Origin of the sequence: Paenibacillus thalictri, assembly GCF_004307995.1 — a bacterium.
Lineage (GTDB): Bacteria > Bacillota > Bacilli > Paenibacillales > NBRC-103111 > Paenibacillus_AF > Paenibacillus_AF thalictri.
The window spans coordinates 170142-196824 of the sequence record NZ_SIRE01000011.1; the positions used below are offsets into that span (position 1 = coordinate 170142).

The window sequence follows — 26683 nt, forward strand, 5'->3', positions numbered from 1 at the left end:
AAGCATACAGCAACCGGCGCTCTTTTTAAGTTTTAGAGATCGGTTTACTTTAAAGCAAATCCTTTGCTTTTGATGTAGTCCGTATAGAACTCAATCGGAATGTCGCTTGTCAGCATGTGGATAACTTTTTGCGACCAATTGGACTTTTGTTTGTTGTTAGTCCTCTGTTCATAATATAATTCCATTTCTTTATCGTAACTTGCAACACTTGCTTTTAACTGATGGTTGTATTTGTTCTCGAAAAATACAGCTGATTGAGGCAAGCGTAATTTTTGCTCCGGATGTTCATCCGGAACCCCTACCGCTAATCCTGCCAAAGGAATCACATATTCCGGCAAATCAAGCCAGCGGTCCAAATCCGGCAACGCCCCGTTAATCCCGCCGATAATTACAGTGCCCAGCCCCATGGATTCGGCCGCCAGGTTGGCATTTTGCATAGCTAGGGCAGTATCGGTGACAGAGGTTTGATTGAAATAAGCAAAGCTTACATTGTTTTTCATTTGCTGTTTTTCATTATCACTGGCGGCCGTCATGATACGATAAAGATCCGCACAAAAGATAAATAAATAACCGCATGTTTCAATGACAGGATTCCCCGATCGTTTGGACAGCTCCTTTTTTACGCCTGCATCCGTGACGCCGATAATAGAATAGGCTTGAAAATGGCCGGACGTTGGAGCCATTTGTGCGGCACGAACAATCGTATCGATTTGTTCTTGAGTTAAGGGGGTATTTTTAAACTTTCGAATAGATCGATGCTGCTGAATGGTTTTGATGACATCGTTCATAAAGGATCCCTCCAAATATTATGGTTTCCACGTAAACCATAATATCAAAGTCATTTGTTTTCGTCAAATGGTTTCCGTGGAAACTGTGTTATAATATGAGAATGTTTAAGTTTTGAGCGGAGCTCAAGGATTCTGATATTGCAAGAAAGGCTTCCTATAAAGCACGAATGTACTTCATCGAAAAGTCTTCGATTAGAAGCCTATCTTATTTATGTTAAAGAAAGGAAGATGCCTTAAATGACCGATATGAACGACGATTTTATAAACATCCAAAGCAGGATCAAAAAATCCATTCTGCATATTCTCACAAGCGAATCGGATGATGATTCCGAAAAAAAATGGTTAATGGAACGAGTCACCAGTCATCAACTGAAAAAGATGGCGCCCCAGTTATCTGTTTTAAGCCTTCATACACTGGATGTCATCCATCAAAATGAAGGTATTAAAGGCATAGACATTGCCCACGAGTTGAATGTGACTAAAGGGGCGATATCTAAAGTCACCCGCAAGCTGCTGGACCATGGCCTAATCCAAAAAGCGCAGCTCCCGACCAATCAGAAAGAAGTATATTTTTCGGTCACTCCTCTGGGCGCAGAACTGGCGGAATTGCATGATCAATTGCACAAGGAACTGGACAAAAAATCGTTGGAACTGCTTAAAAGCTACGATGTGCCTTCGCTCGAAATCGTCGCCGGTTTTCTGGAAAAACTGGCGCAATTGCGTTAGTTAAGCAGTTGCGCCGAGCCCAAGGCACATAGTCGCCCCCCGCATCATCCCGCCGCAGTAAAGCGCAGTTGCGCCCAAGCCAAGCGCCAGCGGCGGCAAGGCGCAACAATGCGCAGGCCCGAGGCACACAGTCGCTCCCCGCATCATCCCGCCGCAGTAGAGCGCAGTTGCGCCAAAGCCGAGCGTCAGCGATGGCAAGGCGCAACAGTGCGCGGGCCGCGGCACACAGTCGCTCTCCGCATCATCGCGCCGCAGTAGAGCGCAGTTGCGCCCAAGCCAAGCGCCAGCGCTGGCAAGGCACAACAATGCGCGAGCCCGAGGCACACAGTCGCTCCCCGCATCATCGCGCCGCAGTAAAGCGCAGTTGCGCCCAAGCTGAGCGCCAGCGATAGCAAGGCGCAACAAAGCGCGGTCCCGAGGCACACAGTCGCTCCCCGCATCATCCCACCGCAGTAAAGCGCAGTTGCGCCCAAGCCAAGCGCTAGCGATGGCAAGGCGCAACAAAGCGCGGGTCCGAGGCACATAGTCGCCCCCCGCATCTCCCCGTCGCAGTAAAGCGCAGTTGCGCCCAAGCCAAGCGCCAGCGATGGCAAGGCGCAACAGTGCGCGAGCCCGAGGCACATAGTCGCCCCCCAGCAAGGCGGGTCCAGGGCGCAGCGCCTGGAATCCCCCGAGGGGGACTTAGGGGGCCTTCCCACCCATGCATAAGAGCACGCAACCTTTCTCATAATAACCTTAAATAGGATTGTCAACCATGAGCAAGAAAGGTGATAGCGTCCAATGAACAAACGATTGATTATTATCGCGATTTGCCTCTTTACCACTCTGTTTGGCGGGTATCAGCTGATGACGAGCATGAATACGAAGCAAACGTTCAGCTCTGCGGAAATCCGTTACGGCGGAAACGGCAAGGATGTGTACGAGCTGCAGGGGAGGTTGAAATTCCTTGGGTTTTACACGGGCAATGTGGATGGGGATTTTGGCTATAACACGTTGAAATCTGTGAAGTGGTTTCAATCGGAGTTTGGCCTGAATGTGGACGGCGTCGCCGGTTCCAAAACGAAGCTGAAGTTGTGGGAAGCGACAAAAGACTGGAAGCCGACCGCTTCCGACCTGCCGCCCAGCACAGCGGGGGGAGGCGCGACAGCAGGCACCGGCGGCGGCACCGCTGCCGATCCGAGCAACACAACCCCGGTAAATCAGCTCGGGTTGTCGGAACAGGATTTGAACCTGATGGCCAACGCCGTATACGGCGAATCCCGTGGCGAGCCTTATATCGGACAAGTAGCCGTGGCGGCGGTTATTTTGAACCGGGTGCAGTCGCCAAGCTTTCCTAATACCGTAGCGGGCGTTATTTTTCAGCCGGGGGCATTTACGGCGGTAGCCGACGGCCAGATTTGGCTGACGCCAAACGAAACTGCCAAAAAAGCGGTAAAAGACGCTTTAGGGGGTTATGATCCATCCGGCGAAGCATTGTATTATTTCAACCCGGAGACGGCTACTTCCAAGTGGATTTGGTCAAGACCGCAAATTAAGCAAATCGGCAAGCACATTTTTTGCAGTTAAACATCATAAAAAAAGAAGGAGTAACCCTCAGCGGTTGCTTCTTCTGTTTTGGGAGGCATATAATGGAATTATCCGTCAAGGAAGGGAGTCACACTCCATTGAAAACGATTCAATTCGAACGCGGCAACGTGCGCAATATGCGCATTCATGTTCTGCCGACAGATCAGTTTAAAACGTACGCCATTTCCGTTTATACCGGGTTGCTTTTGGCCGAAGATACCGTTACGCCGACCGCATTAGTTCCATTTGTGCTTAGGCGGGGCACGAAAAGTTATCCTGAGACGAAGCAATTCAGGGAACGGCTGGATGAATTGTACGGCGCGGGCTTAGGATTCGATATTTATAAACGCGGCGATTATCAAATCGTACAGTTTCGCATGGACATCATCGAGGACCGGTTCGTATCAAGCAGCGAACCGCTGCTGCGGCAGGGACTGCAATTTTTGGGAGAGACGCTGACAGAACCCGCTCAGGAGAACGGCAGCTTCCGCAACAAATATGTCGAATCGGAAAAGACATCGCTGCAAAAAAGACTTGAAGCGATCATCAACGATAAAATCCGTTACGCGGCGGAACGCTGTTTGGAGGAAATGTGCAGCAACGAACCTTACCGGCTTCACCCGCTCGGTAAATTGGACGCTCTTGCAGCCATCAGTCCGGAAAGTTTATTTGAACAGTATCAAACCTGGTTACGCAATGCTCCGATCGATATCTATGTCGTTGGCAATACGACCCTTCAAGAAGTGAAGGAGCTCGTAGAACAATATTTTCCTATCGATCGTCCGCAATCTTCCGCTTATTCCAAAAAAACGGCCAATCCTCAGGTCGGCGAAGTAAAAGAGATCGTCGAGCGGCTTGATGTCAAGCAGGGCAAGCTGAACATGGGATTGCGCACCTACATAACCTACGCTGACGAGCAGTACCCGACGGCATTGATGTACAACGGCATTTTTGGCGGATATCCCCATGCGAAGCTGTTTACGAACGTTCGCGAGAAAGCAAGTTTGGCTTATTACGCCTCCTCGCGCCTGGATGGGCACAAAGGGATTTTGACCGTTCAATCCGGTATCGAAATCGAAAATTACGAAAAAGCGGTGAAGATCATCCGTGAGCAATTGGAGTCGATGCGCAGCGGCCAGATTACCGAGACCGAACTGCACCAGACAAGGGCGATGATCTCCAATCAGCTGCAGGAGAGCCAGGATTCCGCGTTTGAAATGATCGGCTTTGACTTTAACAATGTGTTATCGGGGGCGCAGCGAACCGTTCCTTCGCTTATCGAGGCGGTCAACGCCGCAACCGTCGCCGATATCCAGCGTGTGGCGGAGCAGGTTAAACTGGACACGATCTACTTCTTGCGCGATCAGAAGGGAGGAATTTCATAATGCAGGCCATACCGTATCCGCAAGTTGATGAAACCATCTATTATGAACAGCTGCCGAACGGGCTTAAGGTATATGTGCTGCCCAAGGAAGGCTTTCAGAAAACATACGCCACATTTTCCACCAAATACGGCTCGGTAGACAATCATTTTGCCGTCGAGGGCAGTCCGGATATCCGTGTGCCTGACGGGATCGCCCATTTTCTGGAGCACAAAATGTTCGAGGAACCGACAGGAGATATTTTTGCCACCTTTGCCTCGCAAGGGGCGTCCGCCAATGCGTTTACGAGCTTTGACCGCACCACTTATTTGTTCTCGGCAACGGAATCGATTTTGGACAATTTGAAGACGCTGATCAACTTCGTGCAGAACCCTTACTTTACCGACGAAAATGTCGAGAAGGAGAAGGGCATTATCGGTCAAGAAATCAAGATGTATCAGGACAATCCCGACTGGCGTTCGTATTATGGCTTGATCGAAGCGATGTATTCGGTGCATCCGGTGCACATCGATATTGCGGGAACCGTGGAGTCGATCGCGGAAATAACGAAAGATACGCTGTACGATTGCTACCATACGTTTTACCATCCGAGCAATATGAGCTTATTTATAGTCGGTGGCGTCGATCCGGAGCAAATCTTCCAGCTTGTTCGCGACAATCAGGCGGCTAAAAACTATAGTTCCCAAGGGCGGATTGAGCGTTACTTCGATCCGGAGCCGACCGTCGTAAACGAACAGCGGAAAATAACGATCCTGCCGGTCTCGCTGCCCAAATGCTTATTCGGCTGCAAGGAACCGGAACACGGCTTAACCGGGAAAAACTTGCTGAAACGGGAACTGTCGACCAAACTGATGATGGATATTTTGCTTGGTTCCAGTTCGTCGTTATACCAGGCTTTGTACGACGATAATTTGATCTCGGACAGTTTTGGCCATGAATATAATCTCAGCGGGCAATACGCCTTCTCCGTCATCGGCGGGGATACGAAGGATCCGAACCAGCTGATTGCGCGTATCCGCACCGCTATAGATCAGGCTAAGCAAAGCGGCATTTCGTCCAAAGATTTTGAACGCAGCCGCCGCAAAAAGATCGGAAGTTTCATGCGCCAGCTGAATTCCCCTGAAGCGATCGCAAATGAATTCACCAAATACCAGTTTAAGGGCATCGAGTTGTTCGATATTTTACCGGTTTATGAGCAGATGACGCTGGAAGACGTCAACAAGCGGCTGCAAGAGCACTTTGACTGGGGCAATATGGCCGTATCGATTGTCAAAAGCGAAGGGCATGTCATCCAGTAAACCTTTTAAAGAGCAAACTGTGCTGATCACAGGGGGAAGCCGCGGCATTGGCGCGGCTATCGCACAGCGTTTTGCTTCGGCTCAAATGAATGTGGTCATCCATTATTTGCAATCTCATGAAGCGGCCAACGCTGTGGCGAGACAATGCATCGGTTCAGGCGCTAATGTGCTCACCGTGACGGCCGATCTGCGTTCCAAGGAACAGATCGAGCGGATGCGGGAGAAACTGGAGCATCACGGCATGGTTCCGGACATTATCGTCAACAACGCCGGCATTTCCCATTATGGGCTGCTGTCCGACGCAAGCGAAGAAGATTGGAATATGGTGATGGATATCAATCTGAAAGGCACGTTTCTTGTGACACAGCAGTTTTTGCCGAATCTCATCTCGCAAAAATACGGCCGCATCATCAATGTATCGTCGATTTGGGGGTTGTCAGGCGCTTCTTGCGAAGTGCTTTATTCCACGGCCAAAGGCGGCATCAATGCGTTCACTAAAGCTTTGGCCAAAGAACTGGCTCCGTCGCATGTTACGGTTAATGCGGTTGCGCCCGGCGCCGTGGACACGATGATGCTGTCGGGATTCAGCGACGATGAGAAAACGGCGATGCAGCAGGACATTCCGGCAGGGAGGTTTGGCTCGCCTGACGAAATCGCTTCGCTTGTGTATTTTTTGGCGCTGCCGGAATCAGGTTATATTACCGGACAAATCATAAGCCCGAACGGCGGCTGGCATACGTAACGTTGAATATTTTGTCCCCTCCAAGAGAACATTAGCTATTGTCATCGTAATGACAATTCCTTTTGAGGAGGCAACCGACATGGCTACTGTGTTGAAAACATTTGATCGTTGGAAGGAATTTTTGGGAGAACGTGTGGTTCAAGCCGAAAAAGTCGGCATGACGGAAGAGACGATCTCCAAGCTCGCTTTTCAAATTGGGGAATTTTTGGCGGACAAGGTCGATCCGGAGAACAAAGAGGAACGCGTGCTCAAGGAATTGTGGGACGCCAGTGATGAGCAGGAACGCAAAACATTGGCTGCAGTTATGGTGAAAGTTGCGAAACATAACGCATAACAAGGGAGAGCCTCCGCAGGGAGGCTTTTCTCCGCTTTTCATGATATACTAAGGCAGAGCATGCAAGCAGCTGTATCATCAGAGGGGAATGAAATGTTTTCATGAAGGCAAAGGCTATCTTGCCCGCACTTGCCATTATACTTTTATTGTGTTCATGCGGGAAAAATATTCCGACGATTACGGCGGATCAGCTTAAATCGAAACATGCTGTGCTGATGGTCACTTCGGCCGAATTGTCCGACAGCGGTAAGGCGGCGGTTCAGAAAGCCCTTGCCAACTGGCGTCAAACCCAGAACATTTCTTATGAGTGGGTAAGCGGCGCTTCCGAGCTTAACGACGATATCGTCGGCAACATTGAATCCGTCCCTTACGATTATGTGCTTCTGGTCGGCAGTTCATTGTCTCAGCAGGCGCTGACCGTTTCGGCTCAATATCCGGATAAAAAGTGGATGTTGTTTGACGACGACATGGCAAGGCAGCCTGCGGCTGCGAGCAACGCCAATGTAATGTACAAACGGACGGATCCGAATCTGCTCCAAAACGACTGGAACGATTGGGTGCAAACGCAGCTGCAGCAAGGGATCAGCATGGAATGGGTGACTCAAACGGCGAAGCCGGTTCCATCCAACTGGGCGCCTTCCGAAGAAGCCGATCACATCGTGTATACGGACAGCGCGGCGACATGGTTCAGCCAGCTTCAATTCCAGGCCAAACAGCATGGCTCGGGATGGATCGTTTTGTACGGCAAAGTCGACAACAACGCGCTTCAGCGCATCAAAACACTTGGCATACAGGTAACCAATATGTCCGAAGGCAAGGTGGAGATGAACTGGGATGACATTTTAAGCGGAGCCTTGGATATGATTGCAAGCAGCAAATGGAACCCGGGAATACAACAATACACGGGCAGTGAAGCCGTATTTAGCAGGAAATGATTTTTACGGAATTACAGCAGGATTTTGACGAATATTGTAGAATATTTTTGTAGAATGTCACAAAGATGAGGTGCGCTTATATTGGAAACGAAACAATGGTATATGGAATACAAAATACATAAGAACCGTCCGGGCCTGCTCGGCGACATCGCTTCGCTAATGGGGATGCTGGACATTAATATTGTCACGATCAACGGTGTGGAAGACCGCACCCGCGGGATGCTGCTGCAAACCAATGATGATGAAAAAATAGAAATTATGGGTAAAATGTTAAAAAAAGTGGATAATATTACTGTCAACGCTTTACGCGCTCCGAAGCTGGTCGATATTTTGGCCGTACGCCACGGCCGTTATATCGAACGCGACTCGGACGACCGGAAGACGTTCCGCTTTACAAGAGACGAGCTTGGTTTGCTGGTTGATTTCTTGGGCGAGATTTTTAAGCGCGATGGCAACCATGTTGTAGGTCTTCGCGGGATGCCGAGGGTTGGCAAAACCGAATCGATCATCGCCGGAAGCGTGTGTGCCAAAAAACGCTGGACCTTCGTTTCTTCGACATTGCTTCGCCAAACGGTGCGCAGCCAAATGTCCGAAGATGAGATGAATCCGAACAATATTTTCATTATCGACGGCATCGTTTCCACGATCCGTTCCAACGAGAAACATCACGGTTTGCTTCAGGAAGTCATGTCTTTGCCGTCAACCAAGGTCATTGAACATCCGGATATTTTTATCCGCGAATCGGAATATACATATGACCACTTTGATTACATTGTAGAATTACGAAACACACCGGACGAAGAAATTACTTATGAGACCTTTACCAGCGGTTTTGACGAGTACTAAGATCCGGTTTACATAACGTGCGAGCTAGAAGGAGGTGAACGTGTGTCCGATTTGGGAGTTCTCTTAAGAAAGGCAAGATTGGAACAAAAAATTTCGCTCGACGATTTGCAGGAAATTACAAAGATTCGTAAAACTTATCTGGAAGCGATTGAAGAAGGCAATTACAAGGTGCTGCCCGGTAATTTTTACGTCAGAGCGTTCATTAAAAGCTACGCGGAAGCCGTGGGTCTGGATCCGAACGAAGTGCTGCTGCATTATCACAATGTCATTCCCGCCTCCGCGCCGGATGCGAATATCGAAACGATGCCCAAACCTCGGGTCAGCTCCAGAAATACGGAACGTTTTAGCAAATGGGCTTCAAATATATTGATGATTTCTTTTGTAATCCTTATATTAGGAATCATCTATTATTATGCGAATTCAAGCTACGAGAGCAATTCCAAAGGGCAGCCCGGTAACGGAGGACAGCGAGTGACCGACAAACTCGCTCCTCCCGCCCCTTCACCCAGCGCCGCAGGCAGTTCGACGGCTTTAACCGATCCCAAACCGGCACAGGTTCCAATACCCGCTCCGGTCACCAAACCGGAGGTTAAATTTGTGAACAGCGATCGCGGCGTTGATTATTATGCGGTGACTCATTCCGGCAAGATCACGATCGAATTAAACGTGAAGGGGGATGAGTGCTGGGTGGAGGTTGACACCGTTACCGACAAGAAAACATTGCTGGAGCAAGGCATATATAAGAACGGCAGCACCAAGACGTGGGAGGTCAGCAATTCGGCTTTTGTCATTGTCGGCAAGCCTAACGCGATCGAAATGAAGGTGAATGGAACGCCCGTACAAATGGGGGACACGCCTAACCCGAAGCGGTTCCAGCTTGACTTGATTAAATCGTAGGCCGGCCGGCGTTTATATTTTCATGGGGAGAGTGAACAGGGAAGTGAGTTCGGAAAATTCATTTGATATCGTATCCAAAATGGATATGCAAGAACTGGACAACGCGATCAACCAGGCTTTGAAGGAGATCGCAACCCGGTTTGATTTTAAAGGCAGCAAAAGCTCGATCACGGTGGAGAAAGACGAGGTGGTGCTCGTCTCGGACGACGAGTTTAAACTGCAAAATGTAATCGATATCTTGCACTCCAAAATGGCCAAACGCGGCATCCCGCTGAAAAATCTCGATTACGGCAAGGTAGAACCTGCGGCTTCCACCACCGTTAAGCAAAAGATGAAGCTGAAGCAAGGCGTCGATCAGGACAACGCCAAAAAAATCAATATTTTGATCCGCGACTCGAAACTTAAGGTGAAAAGCCAGGTTCAAGGCGACCAAATACGTGTTACCGGCAAAAGCAAGGATGATTTGCAGCAGGTGATGCAGTTGCTTCGCAAAGCCGATTTGCCGCTTGATTTGCAATTTATTAATTTCCGTTAAAGTGACGACCTCTTGTTTCGTGCGACATGCCGCGGCAAGGGGTTGTTTTTTGACACCCTATGTACGGTGTATTATACTTGTTTACGAAACATAGAGGCGGATTGGGTGGAGGTCATTATGACAGAGAGAGTGAAAGTGGTTACTTTAGGCTGCGAAAAAAACTTGGTTGATTCTGAGATTATGTCCGGTTTGGTAGACCAAAGAGGGTATACGCTCGTTGACAACAAAGAAGACGCTACGGTAATCATTGTGAATACATGCGGTTTTATCGATGCTGCCAAGGAAGAATCGGTCAATACGATTCTGGATATGGCGGAGTTGAAGGAGACGGCTCATCTGAAAGCGCTCATCGTGTCAGGTTGCTTGACGCAGCGCTATAAGGAAGAATTGCTGAAGGAAATGCCTGAGATCGACGGCATTGTCGGAACGGGCGATTTCCATAAAATCAACGATATCATCGATGAAGCGCTGAAGGGCACGAAACCGGTTCATGTCGGGAATCCGGTGTTCAACTACGAAGAGGCGCTGCCTCGCCGGGTTACGACGCCGCGGTATACCGCTTATGTGAAAATTGCCGAAGGCTGCGACAACGCATGTACATTTTGCAGTATTCCGATTATGCGCGGCAAGTTCCGCAGCCGCAGCATGGAGTCGGTATTGGCCGAAGTACAGCAGCTCGCTTCTCAAGGCGTGAAGGAAATCAGTCTGATTGCTCAGGATTCCACGAACTACGGCACCGATTTATATGACAGGTTTACTTTGCCGGAATTAATGAATAAAGTCAGCGCGGTATCCGGCGTCGAGTGGGTAAGATTGCATTATGCGTATCCGGGCTTTTTCACGGATGAGTTGATCGAGACGATCGCAAGCAATCCGAAAATTTGCAAATACGTCGATATGCCTCTTCAGCACAGTGAAGATACCATTTTGAAACGGATGAGAAGACCGGGCAGACAACGCGATTCGCGTGAGCTGATCCAAAAAATCCGCAGCCAAATTCCAGGCGTATCCTTGCGTACTTCGCTTATCGTCGGATTTCCGGGGGAAACCGAGCAGGATTTCAACAACCTGAAGCAATTTATCGAAGAAATTCAATTTGACCGCCTTGGCGTGTTCTCTTATTCGAAGGAAGAAGACACGCCTGCCTCCCGCCTGCCGGACCAGGTGGACGACGAGGTCAAGGAGCTGCGCGCGAACACCTTGATGGAGCTGCAGCGGGAAATCGCCAAGCACCGCAACGGAAGGCTTGTCGGCGAAGAGCTGGATATTCTTATCGAACGTTACGACGGGCGCAATGACGTATACATCGGCCGTTCGCAATTCGATGCTCCTGAGATTGACGGCGAAGTGTTCGTGAAAGGCAAAAATTTGCCTATCGGCCAATTGACGAAGGTACGTATTACCCACTCGTTCGAGTTTGATCTCTCCGGGGAGGTAGTCGCATGAACCTGGCCAACAAAATTACTTTGGCGAGGATTTTTCTAGTACCGATCATCATGTTTTTTCTGCTTGTGCAGGTTAAGTTTCCGCATATCCGGGTAGAGCAGTTCAGCATCACTTACAACCAGATTATCGCTGCGCTGATCTTTATCATTGCCGCAAGCACGGACAGTCTGGACGGCTATATTGCCAGAAAACGCAAGCTGGTTACCAATTTGGGGAAGCTGCTTGATCCGCTCGCCGACAAGCTGCTTGTTTCCGCTGTCCTGGTGTCGCTTGTGGAGATGGGGAAATTGAGCGCTTGGATCACGATTGTCATCATCAGCCGCGAATTTGCGATCACCGGCCTCAGGCAAATCGCTTTGCTGGAAGGTATCGTCATGGCGGCAAGCAAATGGGGCAAATGGAAAACCGCGATACAGATCACGGCGATTATCGCGCTTCTGATCAACAACTTTCCGTTTGCGTTCATTAATTTCCGGTTTGATTTGATCGCGAGCTGGGCGGCGGCGCTCATTACCATTTATTCCGGCATCGACTATTTTATCAAAAACAAACATGTGCTCAACTTCAGCGAGGGTTCGTAAAGAGTAACTGAAGGGGTGTGTATTCATTTGAAAGCGGAGATCATCGCAGTTGGCACGGAGCTGCTGCTAGGCCAAATCGTCAACACCAACGCGCAGTTCCTGGCCGAATCCTGTGCCGAGATTGGCGTGGACGTTTACTTCCAGACGGTTGTGGGCGACAATAGGGGCCGTATCCGGGAGGCGTTTGACATTGCCCGGAAACGGGCCGAGCTCATTATTTGCACCGGAGGCCTAGGACCAACGCAGGACGACTTGACCAAAGATGTGCTTGCCGAATATACGGGCAGGCAGTTGTACATACACCAGCCTTCCATGGATAAAATCGAAGAGCTTTTCCGTTCCCGGGGTACCGTCATGGTGGAAAGCAATGCGCGGCAGGCGCATTTGCTGACGCAAAGCGATCCGCTTGCCAATGATACGGGGCTGGCCGTCGGCGCCGCTCTGACTTTTGAAGGGACTCACTTTATTTTGCTTCCCGGACCGCCAAAAGAAATGAAGCCGATGTTCAAACATTATGCGGTTCCATGGATACAAAGCAAGATGGGCGGGGTCCAGCCGTTGTTTTCCAAAGTTTTGAAGTTCTCCGGTATCGGCGAATCGAATCTCGAGCACCAGCTGATCGATCTGATCCAGACGCAGCGCGATCCTTCCATCGCTCCTTATGCCAAAGAAGGAGAAGTGATGATCCGCCTCACGACCCGCGCGGCTTCCCAAGCCGAAGCCGAGAGCAGAATAGAGCCGGTGGAGCGGGAAATTCGCAGCAGGGTCGGCGAGTATATATATGCCGATGAGGATATGCCGATCGAGCAAGCGGTGCTTCGCCGTCTTGGGCAGTCCGGAAGAACGGTTGCCGTGGCCGAAAGCTGCACGGGAGGTTTGCTGAGCGATATGTTCACAGCCATTCCCGGCAGTTCGCAGGTATTTCTGGGGGGCGTTGTTTGTTACACCAACGCCCTCAAAAATCAGCTGCTGGACGTGCCTTTGGACGTGCTGGAGGGCATTGGCGCTCCGGGGGCTGTAAGCAAGGAGACCGCCGCACTCCTCGCGGAGAACGTTCGCCGTAAGACCAATGCCAGCGTCTCTGTCGCCATTACAGGCGTCGCCGGACCCGCGGAGTCGGAAGGAAAGCCGGTAGGCACCGTATTTGTCGGTATTGCCCGTGAAGAAGGGACCGTCGTAGAGCAGCTGAAGCTTTCGGGAAACCGGGAGAGCATCAAGCTGAAGGCGGCCAAAAACGCGCTTTATTTATTGTGGAAGCAACTGTAAACTAGCGGATTGCAGCCTCGTGAATAATATGATATATTTAGTCTTAAGCGGAAGAACCGTAACAATAAAGTTGTTGCGGTTTTTATTTTGCTAAAAAAAGCGAATGTATGTTCGAAAAACTACTTGGCAACGGCAGAAAAAGAAGGTATTATATACTTATAAATGAAAAAGGAAGTGAGTGTTTTGACAGACCGTCGCGCAGCACTGGAAAATGCTCTTCGTCAAATTGAGAAGCAATTTGGCAAAGGCTCTATTATGAAATTGGGCGAATCTACCCATATGAAGGTCGAAACAATTCCTAGCGGCTCTTTGGCTCTGGACATTGCTCTCGGAATTGGCGGTTTCCCGCGGGGAAGAATTATTGAGATTTACGGACCGGAATCTTCAGGTAAAACGACGGTTGCCTTGCACGCTATCGCAGAGGTTCAAAAATCCGGCGGACAAGCTGCTTTTATTGACGCTGAGCATGCTCTCGATCCGATTTATGCGAAAAATCTGGGTATCAACATAGATGAATTGCTGCTGTCGCAGCCGGATACAGGCGAGCAGGCGCTGGAGATTGCCGAAGCGCTTGTACGCAGCGGAGCTGTCGACATTATCGTTATCGATTCCGTAGCCGCACTTGTTCCGAAGGCGGAAATTGAAGGCGAGATGGGCGATTCTCACGTAGGTTTGCAGGCTCGTCTGATGTCGCAAGCGCTGCGCAAACTGTCCGGCGCGATCAACAAATCGAAAGTAATCGCCATATTCATTAACCAATTGCGTGAGAAGGTCGGCGTTATGTTCGGCAATCCGGAAACAACTCCGGGCGGACGCGCGCTGAAGTTTTACTCATCCGTTCGTTTGGATGTACGCCGCGTGGAAACGATCAAGCAAGGCAATGATATGATCGGTAACCGCACACGGATTAAAGTCGTTAAGAACAAGGTCGCTCCGCCGTTTAAGCAGGCCGATGTCGACATTATGTATGGCGAGGGCATTTCCCGCGAGGGCAGCTTGGTCGATATCGCTACCGAGATGGATATTATCGTCAAAAGCGGCGCGTGGTATTCCTATAACAGTGAACGGTTGGGACAAGGCCGTGAGAACGCAAAGCAGTTTTTGAAAGAAAACAAATCGATCGCCGATGCGATTGAAAAACAGATCCGTGATTCAAGCAATTTGATCGTTCCGGGACTTCCCGAAACGGATGAGCAGGAAGACGAGGACGAATTGGCCGATCTATTGCAACAATAATGGCCGGGAATCATCGTTATGTAATGTAATAAGAGAGCACCTTTAACTTACACTTAAAGGTGCTTTTATGCTGTAAGGAGGACGAAATGCCAGACGACATGGAACAGGCGCCGCTGAACGGGCTGATCACCAAAGTGGAGAGGCAGCCGAAAAGACGGGACCGGTATAACATATTTATCGAAGAACAATACGCGTTTTCGGTGTTTGAAGATACGCTGATCAAATACCGGCTTTATAAAGGGCAGCATGTCGACGGTCAGCAGCTGCGCGACATATTGTATGCCGACGAGCTGCAGAGCGCTTATGCGGCAAGCCTGAGAGCTATATCGAGCCGTATGAAGACGGAGCGGGAACTGCTTGGGTATCTGGAGAGAAAAGGATACGGAAAGGAAATAGCAGAAGATATTGTAGGCCGGTTAAAGTCGCAAGGGTATATCGACGATCAGGAATTTGCCCATGCCTTGACCCAATACCGTGCCTTTTCGCAAAAGAAAGGCCGCTTGTTCATAAAAAATGAGCTTATCTATAAAGGAATCTCCAAGCAAGAGGTGGCGAAAGCGCTGGATGGGCTGGATACCGAATCGGAATATGAGCAAGCCTTGCAGCTGGCGGTAAAGAAATGGTCCCGAATTCAAGAACCTTCCATACAAGATAAGCGCAAAGTCGCCGGCTTATTGCTGCGCAGAGGGTATCCGGGGAGCATCGTGTCGGAGGTCATCAAGCAATTGTCGATCACGAAAAACGCTGGGAGCGAAGAAATGGATTGGATCGAACCGGATATCGACTAGCGAGTTTGTTGGCGAGACCTACTTAAATAATCGTTGCACAATTCAACCGCTTGACAATGCTCTTCGACAAAATATAAAATGAAGGTGTATATTTTTATACACGAATCTCTTTACTAGCTTAAATAAAGGGTTCGGAAAGTAAAATCGCCAATTTTTACTTTATTTTTGAAGCGTGTAAGCGAATTGGAAACGGATTAAAAAACCGATTTATCCCAAGCTTGCCCCTTGGAGGATCAACGAGGAGGTGAACTGGATGACAACGACAAATGTTATCTGGCTATTAGTCACTCTCGTTGTTGGTGTACTATGCTTAGGGATTGGTTATTTTATCCGCAAATCTCTTGCAGAAGCGAAAATTTCTAGTGCTGAACAAGCAGCCGAGCAGATTAAAGAATCGGCGCGGAAAGAAGCTGAGGCGCTTAGGAAAGAATCGGTTCTGGAAGCGAAAGATGAAATTCATAAGCTGAGGACCGAAGCTGAAAAAGACATTCGTGAACGTCGGAATGAAATTCAACGACAAGAAAGACGATTGTTGCAAAAAGAGGAATCGCTGGATAAAAAATTAGAATCTCTAGAGAAAAAAGAAGAGCAGGTCATCAACAAAGAGAAACGTATCGAGGAAACACAAGCTCAGATCGATCAGTTGTATAAAGCCCAGGTGACCGAACTGGAACGAATTTCCGGTTTGACTACTGAAGATGCGAAAAACATTATACTGACGAATGTAGAGCAAGAGGTTCGCCATGAGACAGCCCAGCTGATCAAAGAAATCGAGCAGCAGGCGAAAGAAGAAGGCGACAAAAAAGCAAGAGACATTATTACACTGGCAATTCAAAGATGTGCTGCCGATCACGTAGCCGAAACTACAGTGTCCGTTGTTTCCTTGCCGAATGAGGAAATGAAGGGACGTATTATCGGTCGTGAAGGACGTAATATTCGTGCATTGGAGACGCTAACCGGTATCGACTTAATTATCGACGATACGCCAGAAGCGGTTATCCTGTCCGGTTTCGACCCGATCCGGCGCGAGATTGCCCGCACTTCGCTTGAGAAGCTTGTAGCGGATGGACGTATTCATCCTGCGCGTATTGAAGAGATGGTCGAGAAATCCCGTAAAGAAGTGGACGAGCGTATTCGCGAATATGGCGAACAAGCTACGTTTGAAACTGGGGTTCACGGATTGCATCCGGACTTGATCAAAATTTTAGGCAGATTAAAATTCAGAACAAGCTATGGCCAAAATGTGCTGAAGCATTCCATGGAAGTGGCCTATTTAACCGGATTGATGGCCGGAGAGCTTGGAGAAGACGTGACATTGGCGAAACGTGCCGGGCTCCTGCATGATATCGGTAAAGCTTTGGATCACGAAGTGGAAGGTTCGCACGTTGAAATCGGCGTAGAAATCGCTAAGAAGTACAAGGAACATCCAGTTGTTGTAAACAGTATCGCATCCCATCACGGCGATTGCGAAGCAACATCGGTAATCGCTATGCTGGTCGGAGCGGCGGATGCATTGTCCGCGGCAAGACCGGGCGCACGGCGCGAAACCTTGGAAACGTACATTAAGCGTTTGGAAAAACTTGAGGATATTTCCGAATCGTTTGAAGGCGTTGAGAAATCGTACGCCATTCAAGCAGGCCGGGAAGTCCGGGTTATGGTACAGCCGGAAAAAATCGATGATACGGAAGCATTCCGCTTAGCCCGCGATATTACGAAAAAGATCGAGAGCGAGTTGGATTATCCGGGTCACATTAAAGTGACGGTCATCCGTGAAACCCGTGCTGTTGAATACGCAAAATAAGAAGTGTATGATGAAAAAGTGGCTGAATGACTAAAGCCACTTTTTCCTGTTTTTAAACGTTAACAAAGTTGGAGGAGAACACCATTAAAGTATTGTTTATCGGAGATATCGTAGGTTCCGTAGGAAGAAACGCGCTGAAACAGCTGCTGCCCAAATTAAAAACGAAGTACACCCCGAATTTTATCATTGTTAACGGAGAAAATGCCGCGGCAGGCCGCGGAATTACGGCAGCGATTGCCAAGGAGTTTTTTGATTTGGGCGTGCATGGCATTACAATGGGCAATCATACATGGGATCAAAAGGACATTTTTGATTTTATCGATACGGAAGACAGGATCGTTCGGCCCGCCAATTTTCCGAAAGGCACGCCAGGCAAGGGATTCACGGTCATCAAAGGGAAAGACGCCGATCTGGCGATCGTCAACCTCCAAGGGCGCACGTTTCTCCCGCCGCTGGATTGTCCGTTTGAGAAGGCGGACGAAATAATACGCGAGCTGGGCAAAAAAAATAAATACATATTTGTGGATTTCCATGCGGAAGCAACCTCGGAAAAGCTGGCGATGGGCTGGTATTTGGACGGAAGAGTTTCGGCCGTAGTAGGTACTCACACGCATGTGCAAACCCATGACGAACGCATTTTACCGCAAGGTACGGCATATATTACAGATGTAGGTATGGTCGGTCCCCGCGACGGCATTTTGGGAATGGAGCGGCAGGCGGTCATCCAAAAGTTCAGAACGCAACTGCCCGTCCGATTCATTGTCGATGAGGGAAAATGGCATTTTCATGCCGTGCTGATCGATATGGATACGGCCGGAAAGGGGCGAAAAATCCAGACCATCCGTTTAATGGAAGAGGATGTTTTATTTGACTAGCAGTAAACATTTGTAATTGACTGATGATTCTAAATTATATGAATATTCGGCCTCGGGAAGCAGGAATTAATATCTGGTTTCTAGAATATGATGAGTACTGGAATCTATCCATCATTCCCGAGGAGGAACTTTCATGGAAGTATTAAAAGTTTCAGCGAAATCCAATCCGAACTCTGTTGCCGGTGCTTTAGCAGGTGTTCTTCGCGAACGTGGTGCAGCTGAACTCCAGGCGATTGGTGCGGGCGCTCTTAATCAGGCAATAAAAGCGGTAGCGATTGCAAGAGGATTTGTTGCTCCGAGCGGAGTTGATCTGATTTGTATTCCGGCCTTTACCGATATCGTGATAGACGGAGAAGATCGTACGGCTATAAAGCTGATTGTGGAGCCCAGGTAAGTTCCCGATTCCAGTATCCCGGGATAAATCGCTTCTGAATCGATAACCTCTAAACATTGCGGCATTTCAGCGGAAAAGCGCCTCGTTAGAGGTTTTTTTCTTAAGTTTCATTTAAGGCATAGAATAAAGCATTACCGAAAAGGCTTCGAACAGAAGCTTTTTTATTTTTCACAAAATGTTTGTTCTGGGGAAACGAATGTGTGAAATTTGGATATACTATATAAGGTGTCCTCATCAAATAAACTGGCGAGGGCATCTTAAGGCGTTTTGGAGTACGGACGAGCAGAGGATTTATAAGGCCAATGGAGGCGCTTTCGCGCGATTCGGAAGGAATAAAAAATGTAACCGGTTTATCTGATATTGAGATTTATAGGCATATAATCGATCTAATTTTGATATAGATTCGATCTAAAAATACTATGTTTCAAAATGGTCGAAAATACTTGCTTTTTCATTTACAAAATCATAAAATTTGTTTGACAGCTGAAAGAAAAAATTTATAATTAATCTTTTGGTTTTCTTATGTACTTAACAGTTGTAGATGTCAGTGACAAGACAAAAGGAGTGGACAACGGTGATTAGCCAACTATCTTGGAAGATCGGTGGACAGCAAGGGGAAGGTGTTGAAAGTACCGACAAAATTTTCTCCACCGCGTTGAATCGTCTGGGCTATTATTTGTACGGTTACCGTCATTTTTCCTCTCGGATTAAAGGCGGCCACACGAACAACAAAATCAGAATCAGCACGAAACCTATTCGCGCGATTTCAGACGACCTTGACATTCTGGTTGCTTTCGACCAGGAGACCATCGATCTTAATGCGCATGAGCTTCGTGCAAACGGAGTAATTGTCGCAGATGCAAAATTCAATCCGGTCGTACCGGAAGGAATTCATGCACGTTTGTTCCCTGTACCGATTACAGCAATTGCTGAAGAACTTGGAACATCCTTATTTAAAAATATGGCCGCATCCGGCGCATCGTGGGCATTGCTTGGTTTGCCGCTGGAAGTGTTTAATAAAGCAGTAGAGGAAGAGTTCGGCCGTAAAGGTCCGGCTGTCGTTGAGAAGAACATTGAAGCAGTGCGCAAAGCGGCTGAATTTGTTCTTGAACTTAACGGCGGACCACTTCCTGAATTTCAATTGGAACCGGCGGACGGTAAACAAAAACTGTTCATCATCGGTAACGATGCAATCGGTCTGGGTGCAGCAGCAGCAGGCTGCCGTTTTATGCCCGCATATCCGATTACGCCTGCTTCCGAGATCATGGAATACTTAATTAAAGTGCTTCCGAAATTCGGCGGTACGGTGATTCAAACCGAAGACGAAATCGCGGCAGTAACAATGGCGATCGGCGGCAACTACGGCGGCGTTCGTACGATGACGGCTTCCGCGGGTCCTGGTCTTTCGCTTATGATGGAAGCCATCGGCCTTGCTGGCATGACGGAAACTCCGGTAGTTATCGTAGATACACAACGTGGGGGTCCAAGTACAGGTCTTCCGACAAAGCAAGAACAATCTGACGTAAATGCGATGATTTACGGAACACATGGTGAAATTCCGAAAATCGTGCTTTCGCCTTCGTCGATTGAAGAATGCTTCTACGATACAATCGAAGCTTTCAATTTGGCTGAGAAATACCAATGTCCGGTTATTTTGCTGACAGACCTTCAGCTTTCCTTGGGTAAACAATCGAGCGAATTGTTCGATTACAATAAAATCGTTATCGACCGCGGCGCGCTGCAAACAGGCGATTTGCCTGAGCTCGAAGCGAACAAAATGTTCAAGCGTTACGAGTTTACAGCCGATGGTGTTTCGCCTCGCGTGGTTCCGGGTCAGAAATTCGGTATCCACCATGTAACCGGCGTTGAGCACGACCAAGAAGGCCGTCCGTCGGAAAGCACGGACAACCGCAAGAAGATGATGGATAAACGGATGGATAAAATGAAACATGTGAAAGTGAACAACCCGATTTTGGTTGACGCTCCGCATGATGAAGCTGATCTGCTGATTATCGGCATGGGTTCGACCGGCGGCACGATCGACGAAGCAAGAGGCCGTCTGGAACAACAAGGCATCAAAACAAACCATGTAACCGTTCGTCTGCTTCATCCATTCCCGGCCGCTGAACTTGCGCCTCATTTGGCTAAAGCAAAGCAAGTCGTTGTAGTGGAAAACAACGCAACAGCTCAATTGGCCAATCTGATCAAGCTGAATGCCGGTTATGCCGATAAAATCAATAACATGCTTAAATACAATGGTAATCCGTTCCTGCCGGCGGAAATAACTAAATATTGTCAGGAGTTGAGTCCAGTATGGCAACATTAAAAGACTTCCGTAATAACATCAAACCAAACTGGTGCCCGGGTTGTGGAGACTTCTCCATTCAAGCGGCTATTCAAAGAGCTGCTGCTAACGTAGGGCTTGAGCCTGAGCAATTGGCTGTTGTTTCCGGTATCGGCTGCTCCGGACGTATTTCCGGTTACATCAACGCATATGGTCTGCATGGTGTGCATGGACGTTCCTTGCCGATCGCGCAAGGTTTGAAAATGGCTAACCGCGAGCTGACCGTTGTTGCCGCAGGCGGCGACGGAGACGGTTTTGCAATCGGTATGGGACATACGGTTCATGCGATTCGCCGTAACATCAATATCACGTACATCGTTATGGACAACCAAATTTACGGTCTGACCAAAGGCCAAACTTCGCCGCGCAGCGCCGAAGGCTTCAAAACAAAAAGTACGCCGTCAGGATCGATTGAGTCTGCGCTGTCTCCGCTTGAAATGGCGCTTGCCGCTGGTGCAACTTTTGTTGCCCAATCGTTCTCCAGCAACTTGAAGCAGCTGACAACGCTGATCGAAGAAGGCATGAAACACGAAGGTTTCTCCTTCATCAACGTGTTCAGCCCGTGCGTTACTTTTAATAAAGTGAACACATACGAATGGTTTAAAGAAAATATCGTGGATCTGGAAGAAACAACGGATTACGATTCGTCCAACCGCGTGATGGCGATGACCAAGATCATGGAAACTCATGGCTTGCTGACCGGTTTGATCTATCAAAATAAACAAAAACAAAGCTACGAGAACTTGGTAGCCGGCTTCAAACAAGAAGCTTTGGCTAAGCAAAACATCAAGATGACCGAAGCGGAGTTTGAAAAATTGGTAGCTGAATTCAAATAATTCGTTTTATCTTTTACAAGGCATGCGGGCGACCGTGTGCCTTTTTTCACTGCATGCTGTATCATATGGTTTATAATAGTACTGTATACTGAATTTGAAACTACGTAGGAGTGATACATATGAAAGAAGTGCCTGTTGGTGTCTCCGCCCGTCATATCCATTTATCGTCCGAGCACATCGGCATATTGTTCGGAGCAGGTTATGTACTGAACATCATGAAGCCGCTGTCGCAGCCCGGCCAATTCGCCGCGGAGGAAACGGTAGCTGTTGTAGGTCCCAAGGGAAAATTCGATAAAGTGCGGATTCTTGGTCCGGCCAGAAACAGCAGCCAACTGGAAATATCGCGTACAGACGCCTTTGGACTGGGTGTGAACCCGCCGGTGAGAGAATCGGGCAATATTGCTGGAACTCCCGGGATTAAGGTCATCGGCCCGGCCGGTGAAGTGGAATTAAAGGAAGGGGTCATTGTGGCCGCCCGCCATATCCATTTTCATACAAGCGACGCGGAAAAATGGAGTATCGCCGACAAGCAAAAGCTGAAAGTACGATTAAATGGCGAACGTCCGCTCATTTTTGAAGATGTGATTGCGCGTATTTCCGATCAATTTGCGCTGGATATGCATATCGATACGGATGAAGCTAACGCTGCCGGCGTGAAGACCGGCGATATTGCGGTCATAGTAGATGTATTGTAAGCTTCCTTTGAAAACAACACTGCAAACATGGTATAATAAAAGGGTTTGAATTTGCAGTTTGTTTGGGAGGATACTGGGGATGTCAACAAAGCAATCTCAAAAAGATTATTCCATATATTTTCAGCCGCCGTCGTTGACCGATGCCAAGAAACGCGGAAAAGAGGACATCAAGGTTCATTATGACTTCGATATTCCCTTAGAGCTTAAGGAACTCGGCAAAGATAAATTTTATTTAATTCAAACATATGGCTGCCAAATGAACGAACATGACACGGAAACGATCATGGGGCTGCTCGAGCAGATGGGTTATCAGCCGACAGGCGACCGTCATCAGGCTGACATTATTTTGCTGAATACGTGCGCCGTTCGTGAAAATGCCGAAGATAAAGTGTTCGGCGAGCTTGGGCATCTGAAGCATTTGAAAACGGCCAAACCTTCGCTTATTTTAGGTGTGTGCGGATGTATGTCCCAGGAAGAAGCGGTCGTTAACCGGATCAGCAGAAAACATCCGTTTGTGGATTTGATCTTTGGCACACATAACATTCACCGGCTGCCGAATCTGATCAAGGAAGCTTTGTTCAGCAAAGAAATGGTCGTTGAGGTATGGTCCAAGGAAGGCGATATCATTGAGAATTTGCCGAAAAAGCGGGAAGGCATGAAGGCGTGGCTGAACATTATGTACGGCTGCGACAAGTTCTGTACTTACTGCATCGTGCCTTATACGCGCGGCAAAGAAAGAAGCCGCCGTCCGCAGGACGTTATCGCCGAGGTGCGCGAGCTGGCACGCCAAGGTTTTAAGGAGATCATGCTGCTTGGGCAAAATGTCAACGCGTACGGCAAGGATTTCGAGGACATCAGCTATCGTTTCGGCGATTTAATGGAGGATATCCGTAAAATCGATCTGCCGCGCGTACGGTTTACGACGTCGCACCCGCGTGATTTTGACGATCATCTGATTGAAGTGCTGGCGAAAAAAGGCAACTTGATGGATCACATTCATTTGCCTGTGCAATCGGGCAGCAATGAGATCTTGAAGAAGATGACGCGTAAATATACAAGAGAGCATTACCTCGAGCTGGTCGGTAAAATCAAACAGGCCATCCCCAATGTAGCCCTAACGACAGATATTATCGTTGGTTTTCCGGGTGAGACGGACGAGCAGTTTGAAGAAACAATTACGCTTGTGAAGGAAGTGCAATACGACAGTGCGTATACGTTTATTTATTCTGCAAGAGAAGGCACTCCGGCAGCCGCGATGGAAGACAACGTGCCTTACGAAGTGAAGCGGGACCGGTTGATTCGCTTAAACGATACGCTGAATGTGTACAGCAAAAGAAACAACGAGCGGCTGCTTGGCCAAACGGTGGAAGTGCTGGTAGAAGGCGAAAGCAAATATAATCCGGATATATTGGCAGGCAGAACGCGCACAAACAAGCTGGTGCATTTTGCGGGCTCCAAGGAGCTGATTGGGCAATTCGTCAATATCAAAATCGTGGAAGCGCCGACGTTTTACTTAAAAGGCGAGCTTGTCGGCATGGCTGTGGCAAATTAATTCAAGATATAAGCCTGGAGGGGTATACAAGTGTCAGATCATCATGATCACCCGCATGAATGCGGAATGGAACGTTATACGAATACGGAATTGATCGTACGTGAAGATATTTTGGCCAAAGCAAAAGAACTGGCCGAGCTGATCTCCACTTCGAATGAAGTGCAGTTTTTTCAAAAAGCCGAAAAGCAAATATCGGGCAATAACAACATTCAGACATTAATTAGTGCCATTAAGAAAAAGCAGAAAGAAATCGTCGCTTTTGAAACGACGTTTAAAAACAAACAGATGGTGGAGAAAATCGAGAAGGAAATCGAAGAGCTGCAAGATCAGCTCGACGGCATTCCGGTTGTGAGCGAATTCCGCCAGTCCCAAGAAGACATCAATTATTTGCTGCAGCTTGTCATGTCGGTCATTCGTGATACGGTATCCGAAAAAGTGGCGATTGAAGAAAACGCATAAATCCGCGGCCGCGTAAACTTGCGGATGAACACATACAGAACGCTTTACAAGACTCCTGAACTAGAGGAGTCTTTTTCTTTTTTTGGACATACTACCCATGAAAAAAAGAGTAGGAAGGAGCGCCATGCAATGACAACTATGCAAACGGGGCCTAAGGGGCTTCTGATTACGGGCAATTTGCTGGCTTTTAAGAAAGATCCGCTGCAATTCCTGCGAAATGCGCAGGCGGAATACGGGGATGTTGTGCATATCCGGTTTGGCCCCAGCAAACATGTGTATTTACTCAGCGATCCGGAAATGATCAAAGAAGTGCTGATGACCAAACAGGCCAGTTTTGTAAAAGCCAAAGGGCTGCAAACAGCCAAAGCCGTTGTCGGGGAAGGCATTTTGACCAGCGAAGGACAGACGCACTTGCGGCAGCGCAGGCTGATTCAGCCGTCTTTTCGCAAAGACCGGATTGCGTTATACGGCGATGCCATGGTAAAACAAGCGGAACAGATGGTTTCAGCATGGCAGGATGGCGAAGTGCGGATGATATCGGAAGATATGATGGCGCTGACTTTGGCGATTATTAACGAGACGATGTTTGGCGTGCAGGTGGTCGAAGGTTTTGAGAAAGTCGCTCATGCCGTTGAAGTCGGAATGAAATACGTCAGCAATAAAGCGACGTCGATCATCGATATCCCGTCCGGCATTCCGACCAAAAGCAATGTGGAGTTTAAAGAAGCTTCGCAAACGCTGGATAAGATCATTTACGACATCATCGAGCAGCGAAGAAGCCATCCGGACCCTGGAAGGCATGATCTGTTATCGATGCTGCTGGCGGCTAGAGACGAAGAAGACGGCACGGGTATGACGGATCAGCAGGTGCGCGACGAGGTGATGACGATATTTATAGCCGGACATGAAACGACGGCCAATACGTTAGCTTGGACGTGGTATTTGCTTTCTCAGCATCCGGAGGCCGAACGTAAGCTGCATCAGGAGCTCGATTCTGTGCTGCAGGGACGTTATCCGGCCGTAGCCGATTTGGAGCAGCTGCCATACTTGCAGCAAGTGGTGTGGGAGTCGATGCGGATTTTTCCGGCGGTATGGGTCATTAACCGGCAGGCAGCTGAAGATGTGGAGATTGGCGGGCACGCTTACAAAAAAGGTGATACGCTGATGATGAGCCAATATGTGATGCATCGGAACTCCAAATATTATGAAGATCCCGACCGGTTTATCCCGGAGCGGTTCGCTGGCGATTTATTAAAGCGAATTCCTCAGTTCGCCTATTTCCCGTTTGGCGGCGGTCCGAGGATATGTATCGGCAACAACTTCGCTATCATGGAGGCGTCGCTGATGATCGCATATATCGCGAGCCGATTCCGGCTTCGAATGGCGCCTCAGCACCCGCCGGTAGAACCGGAACCGCTGGTTACGCTTAGGCCCAAATATGGGATTCAGATGGTTGTTGAAAAACGCTAAAGTATTCGCTGCGCTTGCCTTCCTTTGGACGGCAGGCGTTTTTTTAGGTGATAGCCTCACCATGTATGCAGGAGCGGAATACAGTATGGTATCGAGAAACAATTGCGGATTATTTATAAGAAAAATTGATGAAAACCGAAATAAAACGTAATAAATTAGGAGGAACTCCACGTGGAAGCTTATCTAATGATACGTAACGCATTAAATGGCATCAAGTCGCCGACCATTCAAGAGTTAAAATGGACGATTGCCAATCTGGGCCTGACCATCGGGCAGATGGAGGCCTATGTCGAGCAGCCCTCTAATCTGCCTTACGGCAGAACGGCATTATTTAAAAATGACGATGTGGAAGCGGTGCTGATTCATTTGCCGGGCCATGCGGAAACGGCGATTCACGATCATGGCAGCTCGGCCGGTTGCGGAATCGTTTTATCCGGAGAGATGGAAAATATTTTTTATAAGCTGGATGCATACAGATATCCGGTAGAAGTGCTCAAGCAGACGGTTGGTGAACAGCAGGTATTTATCGCTCCGAAAGGGCAAATTCATAAAATGCGCAATACGCATCAAAATAGGCTTGTGACGTTTCATATCTACACACCGGTGATGGTTGGCGTATCGACTTACAAGCCATATGAGCAGGTGCTCGATTTTGTCATTTGATCAAGAGGGGGACGCAGCCGGCGGTGACGTTGTCATTTCGCCGGTTGTTATTTTTTTGGGATAACTTAATTTAAATATTGACATAAATGGCCATGTGGATTTATGATTCAACTATAGATTAGGCAATAATACACATGTCTGGAAAACAAATCGGCAAGTCTGAATCTAAACATTCGATGATATTTTACATAAGTCTTCATTTTATCATTTTATTCGTTTACGAGGAGG

Annotated in this window: 27 protein-coding genes; 25 read left to right on the plus strand and 2 right to left on the minus strand. The window is 48.4% G+C overall.

Features of this window, described 5'->3' with window-relative positions; all coding sequences use genetic code 11:
• Positions 1–44: 44 nt before the first annotated feature.
• Positions 45–788, minus strand: a complete 744-nt coding sequence (locus tag EYB31_RS16765) for an NADPH-dependent oxidoreductase (RefSeq protein ID WP_240762503.1) — start codon at positions 786–788, stop codon at positions 45–47.
• Positions 789–1025: 237 nt separating this feature from the next.
• Between EYB31_RS16765 and EYB31_RS16770 the strand changes: the two genes are divergently transcribed.
• Positions 1026–1514 carry a MarR family transcriptional regulator gene (locus EYB31_RS16770; protein ID WP_131014521.1) on the plus strand — a complete coding sequence of 163 codons (489 nt, stop codon included), beginning with the start codon at positions 1026–1028 and terminating at the stop codon, positions 1512–1514.
• Here the strand turns inward: EYB31_RS16770 and EYB31_RS40250 are convergent, their stop codons facing one another.
• Positions 1515–1712: a hypothetical protein gene (locus EYB31_RS40250; protein ID WP_165452450.1), complete on the minus strand. Its 198-nt coding sequence runs from the start codon at positions 1710–1712 to the stop codon at positions 1515–1517.
• Between the two features lie 582 nt (positions 1713–2294).
• On the opposite strand from EYB31_RS40250, the gene sleB reads away from it, so the two are divergent.
• The 24 genes from sleB to EYB31_RS16895 all read left to right on the plus strand — a co-directional run bounded on the left by sleB (position 2295) and on the right by EYB31_RS16895 (position 26455).
• On the plus strand, positions 2295–3080 hold the full coding sequence (gene sleB, locus EYB31_RS16780; protein ID WP_131014523.1) for a spore cortex-lytic enzyme: 786 nt from the start codon (positions 2295–2297) through the stop codon (positions 3078–3080).
• 62 nt (positions 3081–3142) lie between these two features.
• Positions 3143–4465: an EF-P 5-aminopentanol modification-associated protein YfmF gene (gene yfmF / locus EYB31_RS16785; protein WP_131014524.1), complete on the plus strand. Its 1323-nt coding sequence runs from the start codon at positions 3143–3145 to the stop codon at positions 4463–4465.
• Positions 4465–5760, plus strand: coding sequence for an EF-P 5-aminopentanol modification-associated protein YfmH (gene yfmH / locus EYB31_RS16790; RefSeq protein ID WP_131014525.1), 1296 nt, complete (start codon positions 4465–4467; stop codon positions 5758–5760). Before yfmF ends, yfmH begins: the two co-directional genes overlap by 1 nt.
• Positions 5747–6502, plus strand: a complete 756-nt coding sequence (gene ymfI / locus EYB31_RS16795; RefSeq protein ID WP_131014526.1) for an elongation factor P 5-aminopentanone reductase — start codon at positions 5747–5749, stop codon at positions 6500–6502. Before yfmH ends, ymfI begins: the two co-directional genes overlap by 14 nt.
• 79 nt (positions 6503–6581) lie before the next feature.
• Positions 6582–6836, plus strand: coding sequence for a DUF3243 domain-containing protein (locus tag EYB31_RS16800; protein ID WP_131014527.1), 255 nt, complete (start codon positions 6582–6584; stop codon positions 6834–6836).
• A 101-nt stretch (positions 6837–6937) separates the two neighbouring features.
• Positions 6938–7771 carry a hypothetical protein gene (locus EYB31_RS16805; RefSeq protein ID WP_131014528.1) on the plus strand — a complete coding sequence of 278 codons (834 nt, stop codon included), beginning with the start codon at positions 6938–6940 and terminating at the stop codon, positions 7769–7771.
• 81 nt (positions 7772–7852) lie between these two features.
• Entirely contained in the window at positions 7853–8617 is a 765-nt protein-coding gene (locus EYB31_RS16810; RefSeq protein WP_131014529.1) for a DUF3388 domain-containing protein, read from the plus strand.
• 42 nt (positions 8618–8659) lie between these two features.
• Positions 8660–9514, plus strand: coding sequence for a helix-turn-helix domain-containing protein (locus EYB31_RS16815; RefSeq protein WP_131014530.1), 855 nt, complete (start codon positions 8660–8662; stop codon positions 9512–9514).
• A 43-nt stretch (positions 9515–9557) separates the two neighbouring features.
• Positions 9558–10049, plus strand: a complete 492-nt coding sequence (locus tag EYB31_RS16820) for a YajQ family cyclic di-GMP-binding protein (protein WP_131014531.1) — start codon at positions 9558–9560, stop codon at positions 10047–10049.
• 117 nt (positions 10050–10166) lie between these two features.
• Positions 10167–11495, plus strand: a complete 1329-nt coding sequence (rimO, locus tag EYB31_RS16825) for a 30S ribosomal protein S12 methylthiotransferase RimO (RefSeq protein ID WP_131014532.1) — start codon at positions 10167–10169, stop codon at positions 11493–11495.
• Positions 11492–12076, plus strand: coding sequence for a CDP-diacylglycerol--glycerol-3-phosphate 3-phosphatidyltransferase (pgsA, locus tag EYB31_RS16830; protein ID WP_131014533.1), 585 nt, complete (start codon positions 11492–11494; stop codon positions 12074–12076). Before rimO ends, pgsA begins: the two co-directional genes overlap by 4 nt.
• Before the next feature lie 27 nt (positions 12077–12103).
• Positions 12104–13342 carry a competence/damage-inducible protein A gene (locus EYB31_RS16835; RefSeq protein WP_131014534.1) on the plus strand — a complete coding sequence of 413 codons (1239 nt, stop codon included), beginning with the start codon at positions 12104–12106 and terminating at the stop codon, positions 13340–13342.
• A gap of 183 nt (positions 13343–13525) precedes the next feature.
• Positions 13526–14578 (plus strand): recombinase RecA, encoded by a 1053-nt coding sequence (gene recA, locus EYB31_RS16840; RefSeq protein WP_131014535.1) that lies wholly within the window; start codon positions 13526–13528, stop codon positions 14576–14578.
• A gap of 86 nt (positions 14579–14664) precedes the next feature.
• Positions 14665–15366: a RecX family transcriptional regulator gene (locus EYB31_RS16845; protein ID WP_131014536.1), complete on the plus strand. Its 702-nt coding sequence runs from the start codon at positions 14665–14667 to the stop codon at positions 15364–15366.
• A 253-nt stretch (positions 15367–15619) separates the two neighbouring features.
• Positions 15620–17167, plus strand: coding sequence for a ribonuclease Y (rny, locus tag EYB31_RS16850; RefSeq protein WP_131014630.1), 1548 nt, complete (start codon positions 15620–15622; stop codon positions 17165–17167).
• Between the two features lie 83 nt (positions 17168–17250).
• Positions 17251–18042 carry a TIGR00282 family metallophosphoesterase gene (locus EYB31_RS16855; protein WP_131014631.1) on the plus strand — a complete coding sequence of 264 codons (792 nt, stop codon included), beginning with the start codon at positions 17251–17253 and terminating at the stop codon, positions 18040–18042.
• Between the two features lie 133 nt (positions 18043–18175).
• Entirely contained in the window at positions 18176–18436 is a 261-nt protein-coding gene (locus tag EYB31_RS16860) for a stage V sporulation protein S (RefSeq protein ID WP_006286829.1), read from the plus strand.
• A 574-nt stretch (positions 18437–19010) separates the two neighbouring features.
• The gene (locus tag EYB31_RS16865; RefSeq protein WP_170318243.1) at positions 19011–20762 is read left to right on the plus strand and encodes a 2-oxoacid:acceptor oxidoreductase subunit alpha; all 1752 of its coding nucleotides are present in this window, start codon (positions 19011–19013) and stop codon (positions 20760–20762) included.
• Positions 20750–21616 carry a 2-oxoacid:ferredoxin oxidoreductase subunit beta gene (locus EYB31_RS16870; protein ID WP_131014538.1) on the plus strand — a complete coding sequence of 289 codons (867 nt, stop codon included), beginning with the start codon at positions 20750–20752 and terminating at the stop codon, positions 21614–21616. Before EYB31_RS16865 ends, EYB31_RS16870 begins: the two co-directional genes overlap by 13 nt.
• A 119-nt stretch (positions 21617–21735) precedes the next feature.
• On the plus strand, positions 21736–22311 hold the full coding sequence (locus tag EYB31_RS16875) for a phosphate propanoyltransferase (protein WP_131014539.1): 576 nt from the start codon (positions 21736–21738) through the stop codon (positions 22309–22311).
• A gap of 79 nt (positions 22312–22390) precedes the next feature.
• The gene (gene miaB / locus EYB31_RS16880; RefSeq protein WP_131014540.1) at positions 22391–23863 is read left to right on the plus strand and encodes a tRNA (N6-isopentenyl adenosine(37)-C2)-methylthiotransferase MiaB; all 1473 of its coding nucleotides are present in this window, start codon (positions 22391–22393) and stop codon (positions 23861–23863) included.
• Positions 23864–23929: 66 nt separating this feature from the next.
• Complete coding sequence (locus tag EYB31_RS16885; RefSeq protein ID WP_131014632.1) at positions 23930–24322, plus strand: YlbF/YmcA family competence regulator; 393 nt, start codon at positions 23930–23932, stop codon at positions 24320–24322.
• A 129-nt stretch (positions 24323–24451) separates the two neighbouring features.
• Complete coding sequence (locus EYB31_RS16890; RefSeq protein ID WP_131014541.1) at positions 24452–25792, plus strand: cytochrome P450; 1341 nt, start codon at positions 24452–24454, stop codon at positions 25790–25792.
• 171 nt (positions 25793–25963) lie between these two features.
• Positions 25964–26455: a cysteine dioxygenase gene (locus EYB31_RS16895; protein WP_131014542.1), complete on the plus strand. Its 492-nt coding sequence runs from the start codon at positions 25964–25966 to the stop codon at positions 26453–26455.
• Positions 26456–26683 lie beyond the last annotated feature (228 nt).

Bases quoted from the DNA above. Each gene is read 5' to 3' on its own strand.
- EYB31_RS16765 (WP_240762503.1), bottom strand. From the start codon at position 788: ATGAACGATGTCATCAAAACCATTCAGCAGCATCGATCTATTCGAAAG.
- EYB31_RS16770 (WP_131014521.1), top strand. From the start codon at position 1,026: ATGACCGATATGAACGACGATTTTATAAACATCCAAAGCAGGATCAAA.
- sleB (WP_131014523.1), top strand. From the start codon at position 2,295: ATGAACAAACGATTGATTATTATCGCGATTTGCCTCTTTACCACTCTG.
- yfmF (WP_131014524.1), top strand. From the start codon at position 3,143: ATGGAATTATCCGTCAAGGAAGGGAGTCACACTCCATTGAAAACGATT.
- yfmH (WP_131014525.1), top strand. From the start codon at position 4,465: ATGCAGGCCATACCGTATCCGCAAGTTGATGAAACCATCTATTATGAA.
- ymfI (WP_131014526.1), top strand. From the start codon at position 5,747: ATGTCATCCAGTAAACCTTTTAAAGAGCAAACTGTGCTGATCACAGGG.
- EYB31_RS16800 (WP_131014527.1), top strand. From the start codon at position 6,582: ATGGCTACTGTGTTGAAAACATTTGATCGTTGGAAGGAATTTTTGGGA.
- EYB31_RS16805 (WP_131014528.1), top strand. From the start codon at position 6,938: ATGAAGGCAAAGGCTATCTTGCCCGCACTTGCCATTATACTTTTATTG.
- rimO (WP_131014532.1), top strand. From the start codon at position 10,167: ATGACAGAGAGAGTGAAAGTGGTTACTTTAGGCTGCGAAAAAAACTTG.
- pgsA (WP_131014533.1), top strand. From the start codon at position 11,492: ATGAACCTGGCCAACAAAATTACTTTGGCGAGGATTTTTCTAGTACCG.
- EYB31_RS16845 (WP_131014536.1), top strand. From the start codon at position 14,665: ATGCCAGACGACATGGAACAGGCGCCGCTGAACGGGCTGATCACCAAA.
- rny (WP_131014630.1), top strand. From the start codon at position 15,620: ATGACAACGACAAATGTTATCTGGCTATTAGTCACTCTCGTTGTTGGT.
- EYB31_RS16860 (WP_006286829.1), top strand. From the start codon at position 18,176: ATGGAAGTATTAAAAGTTTCAGCGAAATCCAATCCGAACTCTGTTGCC.
- EYB31_RS16870 (WP_131014538.1), top strand. From the start codon at position 20,750: ATGGCAACATTAAAAGACTTCCGTAATAACATCAAACCAAACTGGTGC.
- EYB31_RS16875 (WP_131014539.1), top strand. From the start codon at position 21,736: ATGAAAGAAGTGCCTGTTGGTGTCTCCGCCCGTCATATCCATTTATCG.
- miaB (WP_131014540.1), top strand. From the start codon at position 22,391: ATGTCAACAAAGCAATCTCAAAAAGATTATTCCATATATTTTCAGCCG.
- EYB31_RS16885 (WP_131014632.1), top strand. From the start codon at position 23,930: ATGGAACGTTATACGAATACGGAATTGATCGTACGTGAAGATATTTTG.
- EYB31_RS16890 (WP_131014541.1), top strand. From the start codon at position 24,452: ATGACAACTATGCAAACGGGGCCTAAGGGGCTTCTGATTACGGGCAAT.